Origin of the sequence: Halorubrum tebenquichense DSM 14210, from assembly GCF_000337415.1 — an archaeon.
Classification (GTDB): Archaea; Halobacteriota; Halobacteria; order Halobacteriales; family Haloferacaceae; genus Halorubrum; species Halorubrum tebenquichense.
This window is the reverse complement of sequence record NZ_AOJD01000007.1, coordinates 1-5,463: the sequence shown is the minus strand read 5'-3', so window position 1 is coordinate 5,463 and position 5,463 is coordinate 1. Positions and strand designations below refer to the sequence as shown.

At 71.2% G+C, this 5,463-nt stretch carries 7 protein-coding genes; 4 read left to right on the top strand and 3 right to left on the bottom strand.

Features of this window, described 5'->3' with window-relative positions; translation table 11 throughout:
* Positions 1–326: CBS domain-containing protein (locus tag C472_RS00920; protein WP_006627898.1), on the bottom strand; the 326-nt coding region annotated here is incomplete at its 3' end.
* A gap of 176 nt (positions 327–502) precedes the next feature.
* Here C472_RS00920 and udk point away from each other — a divergent pair.
* Together udk and C472_RS00910 are read left to right on the top strand one after the other, a co-directional pair.
* Positions 503–1,201, top strand: a complete 699-nt coding sequence (udk, locus tag C472_RS00915) for a uridine kinase (protein ID WP_006627897.1) — start codon at positions 503–505, stop codon at positions 1,199–1,201.
* A 65-nt stretch (positions 1,202–1,266) separates the two neighbouring features.
* A complete protein-coding gene (locus tag C472_RS00910; RefSeq protein ID WP_006627896.1) occupies positions 1,267–1,662 on the top strand; it encodes a hypothetical protein in 396 nt (131 codons plus the stop codon).
* A gap of 18 nt (positions 1,663–1,680) precedes the next feature.
* Here C472_RS00910 and C472_RS00905 read toward each other — a convergent pair whose 3' ends face one another.
* Positions 1,681–3,063 carry a DEAD/DEAH box helicase family protein gene (locus tag C472_RS00905; RefSeq protein ID WP_006627895.1) on the bottom strand — a complete coding sequence of 461 codons (1,383 nt, stop codon included), beginning with the start codon at positions 3,061–3,063 and terminating at the stop codon, positions 1,681–1,683.
* Positions 3,064–3,112: 49 nt separating this feature from the next.
* Between C472_RS00905 and C472_RS00900 the strand changes: the two genes are divergently transcribed.
* On the top strand, positions 3,113–4,087 hold the full coding sequence (locus C472_RS00900) for an alpha/beta hydrolase (protein WP_006627894.1): 975 nt from the start codon (positions 3,113–3,115) through the stop codon (positions 4,085–4,087).
* 34 nt (positions 4,088–4,121) lie between these two features.
* Here C472_RS00900 and C472_RS00895 read toward each other — a convergent pair whose 3' ends face one another.
* Positions 4,122–4,571, bottom strand: a complete 450-nt coding sequence (locus C472_RS00895) for a universal stress protein (protein ID WP_006627893.1) — start codon at positions 4,569–4,571, stop codon at positions 4,122–4,124.
* An 81-nt stretch (positions 4,572–4,652) separates the two neighbouring features.
* Between C472_RS00895 and C472_RS00890 the strand changes: the two genes are divergently transcribed.
* On the top strand, positions 4,653–5,463 hold an 811-nt coding region (locus tag C472_RS00890; RefSeq protein ID WP_006627892.1), incomplete at its 3' end, for an amidohydrolase family protein.

Sequence of the window (5,463 nt, the reverse complement as noted above, 5' to 3'; positions counted from 1 at the left end):
ATGTGTATAAGAGACAGCTCCTCGACCGCCGTCAGGGAGTCGTCCGGAGACATCGTCGGCAGGGGCGGGCCCATCGCGTCGCCGACGGTGTGGTCACCGATACCCTCCTCAGACTCGGCTTCCACGTCGCCTCCGGTCGCGTCAAGCAGCGCGTCAAGCGCGTCGCGGGCCTCCAGTCGTCCGACCGGTTCGCCGCCTCGCACGACGACCACGCAGTTCGTCTCCTCCTCGACCAGCAGCGCGGCCGCGTCCGAGAGCGCGTCCGACTCGCTGACGCCGAGGAACTCGCGGTGCATCACGTCACGGACCGTGGTGTCTGTTCGCATACGTGTCGGATTCGCTCCGATCGGCTAAAAGCTGCCCCCGATACGGTTATACGGGCACCGTGCGTACGCTTGCGATCGGTTGGCATACAGGGTGGGAGAGACTATGCGGAGCGCGTACGGATCACGCGCGGCGACGAAAAGGGAGCGTTCAAACCCTCCGGCGTTCGAACGGCGATATGGCCATTCCCTCGTTCGTGATCGGGATCGCGGGCGGGACGGGCGCTGGGAAGACGACGGTCTCCCGGCTCGTCACCCGCGATCTCGGCGACAGCGTCACCCGGATCCCGCTCGACAACTACTACGAGGACCTCTCGCACCTCGACTTCGAGGAGCGCCAGGAGGTCAACTACGACCACCCCTCGGCGTTCGAGTGGGAGCTGCTCCGGGATCATCTGGAGGCGCTGCTGGAGGGGCAGTCCGTCGAGATGCCCCAGTACGACTTCGAGATCCACAACCGGAAAGACGAGCGCATCACCGTCGAGCCGACCGACGTCATCGTGCTGGAGGGAATCCTCGCGCTGTACGACGAGGAGATAAACGACATGATGGACCTCCGGCTGTTCGTCGAGACGGACGCCGACGTGCGCATCCTGCGCCGGATCCGGCGGGACGTGATCGACCGCGGCCGCGACCTAGAGGGCGTCATCGACCAGTACCTCTCGACGGTGAAGCCGATGCACGAGCAGTTCATCGAGCCGTCGAAGAAACACGCCGACGTGATCATCCCGGAGGGCGCGAACAGCGTCGCGGTGAACCTCCTCGAAGAGAAGCTCCGCGCCGAGGTCGAGGGCGATGCGGTCCGAAGTTGGGAGCGCGGGAGCCTCGAACAGGAGCTCGGCGAGAAGCGCTCGCTCGACGTCGACGGCGACGACTGACCCGATTTTCTCAGACCGAGGGAACTTCGGGGGCGACTAATTTCCCCCGTCGCGTATCTCCGACCATGATACGAGCGATTATCGGCGTGCTCGGCGCGCTCACGGCGCTGGTCCCAGACCGTATCGTCGCCGCCTTCGAACGCGTCGCCGTCGAGAATCCGGACGACGTCGAACCGAGACGCGGAACGCGCCCGACGCTTCGGGCCGAAGGCGTGGTCGTCGTCGCGCTCGCCCTGATCGGCGGCCGGGCCTACGCCTGGGCGATGTACGTCACCGGCGCCTTCGGAACCGTCCTCCTCGTCGTTCCGCGCGCGTACCGGGCGATCGCGGCGCGGCTCCTCTACGTGGACCCGGACGCGGTCGAGTGGAGGCCGGGGTTCGATACGTTCCTCCGGCTCGTCGGCGGGGCGTACGTGCTTTTGGGGGTCCGAGAGCTTCGCCGGGACCGCGACGCGGAGTGACCGGGCCGTGTCGACTGGCTATCGCCGCCGGCTCGCCACGCGCTCCTCGGCCGTCTCCGCGCTGACGAGTTCGTAGAGCAGCGCCCGGCCGCCGTCGTCCTTCGGGCGGAGAACGCGCCCGAGTCGCTGGGTGAACTCGCGCTCGCTGCCGGAGCCGGAGAGGACGACCGCGACGTTCGCGTCGGGCACGTCGACGCCCTCGTCGAGGACGTTCGCGGCCACCACGCGTCCGTAGGTCCCGTCGCGGAAGCGCTCTAAGATCTCGCGGCGCTCCTTCGCGCCCGTCTCGGCGGTGATCGCGGGCAGCAGGAACCGCTCCGAGAGCCGGTAGACGAGGTCGGTGTGGCCGGTGAACACGATCACGCGGTCGTCGCGGTGGCGGTCGAGGATCTCCGCCAGCTCCGCCACCTTCCGCTCGGCGTTCATCATGATCTCGCGGGCGTCCTGTTTCGCCAGGAGCGCCTCGCGGGCGGCGGGGTCGTTGCCGGAGCGCTTGACCAGCTCCTGGTAGTCGCTCCCGCTCGTGAACGTGATCCCGGCGTCGCGGACGTACTCGACGAACGTCCCCTGTTTCTCGTCGTAGCGCTCGCGTTCCGCGTCGGTCAGCTCCACCTCGATCCGCCGGATGTCGTACGGCGCGAGGTGGTCGCCCGCGAGGTCGTCGACGTCTAACGCGTAGACGCGCTCGCCGACCAGGTCCGCGACCGCCTCGTGAGCGCCGTCGGGGCGCTCGAAGGTGGCGGTGAGGCCGAGGCGGGCGGGGGCCGCGAGCAGCCGCGCGGCGTCCCGGTATCCCTCGCCGCCGAGGTGGTGGACCTCGTCGAAGACGACGAACTCGAAGGCGTCGCCGACGCCGTCCGCCTTGAGGTACGCCGAGTCGTACGTCGACACCGTGATCGCTTCCCGGCGCTGCTCGCCGCCGCCGAAGCGACCGATCGGGACGTCGAACTCGCGCTCCAGCTCCCGCTGCCACTGGTCCAAGAGGTCGACGGTCGGGACGACGACGAGCGTCGGCACGCCGAGTTCGACCATCGCGCGGATCGCGATCACGGTCTTGCCCGCGCCGGTCGGCAGTTCGAGCACCCCGCGGTCGCCCGCGTCACGCCACGCGTCGAGCGCGTCGCGCTGGTACTCGCGGAGGTCGTAGTCGGTGGCGAGCGCGTCCGGCAGTCCGGCCGCCTCGGCGGCGCGGTCGCTCGCGTCGAGGACCCGGTCGTCGACGCCGACCCCGGCCACCCGGAGCGCCCGCCGGAGTTCGGCGTAGCGGTGTGCGGGGGCGCGCGCCGTGCCCGTGCGCGGGTCCGTCTCGACGCCGGGCAGCGGCGGGAGCGCGTCGGCCGCGAGGTCGGCGTCCGCGTCGACCCGGATCGTGCCGTCCTCGTAGCTCAGCCGGACGTCCATCGCCCGAGGTTGCCGACCGACTTACAAAGGCCCACCGCCTCGGTCCGCCATGCGCGCGGACGAACTCGACGCGGATCTGGCCGCGGCGGTCGCCGAGATCGAGTCGCTGGGGCTGCCGGGGTGGAGCGACCTCTCGGTCGCGGCCGCCCGGGACCTCGAAGACGGCCTGTTCTCCGGACCGCCCGAGCCGCCCGTGGCCGAGGTGCGCGATATGGCGTTCGACGGCCCCCACGGCGAGGTTCCCCTCAGGATCTATCGGCCCGAGCGCGCGGAGACGACGACCACGGCGGCGAGCGACGCCGCCGGCGCGTCTGGAGCCCGCGCCCTCGTCCACCTCCACGGCGGCGGCTGGACGCTCGGCACGCTCGACTCGGTCGACGGCATCTGCCGCGAACTCGCGGTCCGCGCCGACGCGGTCGTCGTGTCCGCCGACTACCGGCTCGCCCCCGAACACCCGTTTCCGGTCGCCGTCGACGAGGCGGCCGCGGCTGTCGAGTGGGTCGTCGAGACGGCGGGCGCGCTCGGCGTCGACCCCGATCGGGTCGGCGTCTCGGGCACGAGCGCGGGCGGCGCGCTCGCTGTCGCCGCGTCGCTTCGCGCCCGCGAGATCGGCGACTCGCCGACGCCGGCCGGACAGTTCCTCCTGTACCCGATCGCCGGACGCGACTTCGAGACGGACTCCTACCGGGAGAACGCGGACGGCCCCCTCCTCACCCGCGCGGACATGCGGTGGTTCTACGAGCGGTACCTGCGGAGTCCGGTCGACGCCGCGAACCCCTACGCGGTCCCGCTCCGGGCGACGGACCTCGGTGATCTCCCGCCCGCGACGGTCGTCACCGCCGGGTTCGACCCCCTGCGCGACGACGGCGTCGCGCTCGCGGAGCGGTTCGACCGCGAGGGAACTCCCGTCCGGCACCGTCACTACCCGGCGATGGCGCACGGGTTCTGTAGCCTCGCGGACCGCGTGCCGACGGCGGAGACGGCGCTGTCGGCGGTCGCGGCGGACGTGCGGGAACGGTTGTAGCGGCCGCGCGTCGGGCGGGGGACGACCGCGCGGCTCAGGCCTCGACGGTCGTCTTCACGATACTCACCGGCGCGGTCGACTGTCGGGAAACGCGCTCGGTGACGGAGCCGAGCATCCGGCGGTAGTCGCCCGAGCGCGTCTTCGACCCCATCACCGTGAGGTCGATGTCCTCCTCGTCGATGTACCGGAGGATCTCCTCGTGGGGCGCGCCGTACCGCATCGCGGTGACCGCCTCAACGCCGGCGTCGTTGGCGAGCGCGGCGGCGGCGTCGAGCGCCTCGCGGCCGGTCTCTTCGAGGGTCTCCTCGGCACCCTCGGCCCCGTCGACGAACTCGTCGCCGGAGTAGGCGTTCACCACGCCGCTGTCGACGACGTAGAGGACGTGAAGGGTCGCGTCGTAGCGGCCGGCGGCGTCGATCGCGTGGTCGATCGCGCGGTCGACGCCGACGCTGCCGTCGGTCGGGAGGAGGACGTTGTCGTACATACGCGGCAGTTCGACGCCGGACCGAATAAATCGGTCGCCGTTTCCCGAACGGTTAACACGCTGTGTCTCCGCGGAATCCCCATGACAGAGGCCGCGGACCGGATCTTCGTGAACGGGGAGGTACACACGCTCGCGGACCCCGAGGACGGCGGCGACGCGGTCCGGGAGGCCGTCGCGGTGCGCGACGGCGCGATCGTCCGGACCGGGCGCACGCACGACGTGGAACTGCTCGCGGGCGTCGACACCGACGTGGTCGACCTCGGCGGGCGCGTCCTCCTCCCCGGCTTCGTCGACGCCCACACCCACCTGACCACCGTCGGTCGGTACCTGGTCCACGCCGACCTCTCCGCCGCCGACTCGCCCGGGGCCGCCGTCGACCTGCTCGACGAGCGCGCGGCGGAAGTGAAAGGCGAGGAGAGCGGGGCGGTGAGCGCCGAGACCGACGACTGGGTGCTCGGCTACGGCTACGACGAGTCGACGTGGGGGGAGTCGCGCTACCTCACCCGCGAGGACCTCGACCGCGTCTCGACCGAGCGCCCGGTGGCGGCGTTCCGCGAGGACATGCACGTCGCGGCGGTCAACGGCGTCGTCCTCGACCGGTTCGCGGACGCGCTCGCGGATGTTCCCGAGGAGACGGTCCCTACCGACGAAGGCGGCGAGCCGACGGGCGTCCTGCTCGAAGCCGCGATCGACCCGATCTACGAGGCGGTCGAGCCCGACGGCGAGGAGACGCGCGGGGTCGTCGAGGCCGCGCTCGACGGCTGCGCCGCCCGCGGGATCACCGGGTTCCACGACATGGTCCGGAACTCCCACGCCCCGCGCGTCTACCGCGACCTCGACGCGGCCGGGGAACTGACCGCCCGCGTCCGGATCAACTACTGGAGCGACCACC

Coding starts and splice junctions, on each gene's coding strand:
- udk (WP_006627897.1), top strand. CDS start 503: ATGGCCATTCCCTCGTTCGTGATCGGGATCGCGGGCGGGACGGGCGCT.
- C472_RS00910 (WP_006627896.1), top strand. CDS start 1,267: ATGATACGAGCGATTATCGGCGTGCTCGGCGCGCTCACGGCGCTGGTC.
- C472_RS00905 (WP_006627895.1), bottom strand. CDS start 3,063: ATGGACGTCCGGCTGAGCTACGAGGACGGCACGATCCGGGTCGACGCG.
- C472_RS00900 (WP_006627894.1), top strand. CDS start 3,113: ATGCGCGCGGACGAACTCGACGCGGATCTGGCCGCGGCGGTCGCCGAG.
- C472_RS00895 (WP_006627893.1), bottom strand. CDS start 4,571: ATGTACGACAACGTCCTCCTCCCGACCGACGGCAGCGTCGGCGTCGAC.